1 protein-coding gene and 1 pseudogene are annotated in these 1,434 nt (G+C 65.2%); one reads left to right on the top strand and one right to left on the bottom strand.

Going from position 1 to position 1,434, the window contains the following annotated elements:
* Window positions 1-33 precede the first annotated feature (33 nt).
* Window positions 34-1,140 carry a 5-(carboxyamino)imidazole ribonucleotide synthase gene (locus MOV75_RS38000; protein ID WP_246930117.1) on the top strand — a complete coding sequence of 369 codons (1,107 nt, stop codon included), beginning with the start codon at window positions 34-36 and terminating at the stop codon, window positions 1,138-1,140.
* A gap of 95 nt (window positions 1,141-1,235) precedes the next feature.
* Here the strand turns inward: MOV75_RS38000 and MOV75_RS37995 are convergent.
* Window positions 1,236-1,340 (bottom strand): annotated as a pseudogene (locus MOV75_RS37995) (aquaporin); the annotation flags it as partial.
* Window positions 1,341-1,434 lie beyond the last annotated feature (94 nt).

Here is a 1,434-nt window from a genome sequence, read left to right as displayed (position 1 = left end):
CGAGGCAGTCGCCGAGCGCCCGGAGGACAAGGCGTGACCGACACCAGGCACGTGAAGCTGAAGCCCGGCGACACCATCGGAATCCTTGGCGGCGGACAATTGGGCCGGATGCTGGCCATGGCTGCGGCGCGGCTCGGCCTGCGCTGCCAGGTGTTCTCGCCCGATCCGGACTCGCCGGCCTTCGACGTCGTCTTGAACGCGACCTGCGCCGAATATGCCGATGTCGAAGCGCTCGAACTGTTCGCCAACGACGTCGACGTCATCACCTACGAATTCGAGAATGTGCCGGCCGCGGCTGCGATGGTGCTGGATGCGCGCCGCCCCGTGCTGCCCAACCGCAAGATTCTCGAGACCACCCAGGACCGGCTCGCCGAGAAGGATTTTGTCACGCGGCTCGGCATCGGTACGGCCGCTTACGCCGACGTCACCTCGGTGGCTTCGCTGCGCGAGGCGATCGTCCGGATCGGTCTTCCGGCGGTGTTGAAGACGCGCCGCTTCGGTTACGACGGCAAGGGCCAGGCCATCATCCGCGAGGGCGACGACATCGCCAAGGTGTGGACCAGCCTCGCCACCAAATCCGCGATCCTGGAAGCCTTCGTGCCATACGAGCGCGAGATTTCCGTGATTGCCGCGCGCTCGGCCACGGGCGAGGTCGAGTGTTTCGACGTCACCGAGAACGAGCACCGCGACCACATCCTGAAGATATCGCGCGCTCCCGCGTCGATCCCGGATTCGCTCGCCGAAGAGGCGCGCAGCATTGCCGGCAAGATCGCGAGCGCGCTCGACTATGTCGGCGTGCTCGCCGTCGAGATGTTCGTGCTCGCCAATGGCACCGGACCGAAGGTGCTGGTCAACGAGATCGCCCCGCGCGTGCACAATTCCGGGCACTGGACGCTCGACGGCGCGTCCGTCTCGCAATTCGAGCAGCACATCCGCGCCATCGCCGGCTGGCCGCTCGGCAAGCCGGTACGCCACGGCGAAATCGTCACCATGACCAACCTGATCGGCGACGAGATCAACGATCACGAAAAGTGGCTGACCGTCCCCGGCGCCACGGTGCACATCTACGGCAAGGGCACGCCGCGCCCCGGCCGCAAGATGGGCCACGTCACCGAAGTCAGACCGACGAAGAGCAAGTAGCGGGACCGCAGCATTCGCTGCGATCCCGCCTCGCGGTTTTTGTTTGACGCGTTTTCTTGACGCGAACCGGTATCCACTTCGCTCGAAAACGCTCTCTACGCCGTCTTCGCGCCCGCGACGACGCCAGCCGGCTCCTCGCTGAGCCAGCGATAGATCACCCCGCCCAGCGCGCCGCCGATCAGCGGCGCGACCCAGAACATAGAACTTTCGGTGAAGATCACTGGATGAGAAGAAAGGGAGCGTACGCCGTTGGCCTGATCTTAGGGACGCATGCATCCATGGGCAGACGCAACA

It is taken from the genome of Bradyrhizobium sp. PRIMUS42 (assembly GCF_023006515.1).
In the GTDB taxonomy this organism is placed as follows: domain Bacteria; phylum Pseudomonadota; class Alphaproteobacteria; order Rhizobiales; family Xanthobacteraceae; genus Bradyrhizobium.
The sequence above is the reverse complement of the archived record's forward strand: the minus strand, read 5'-3'. Positions and strand labels throughout refer to the sequence as shown.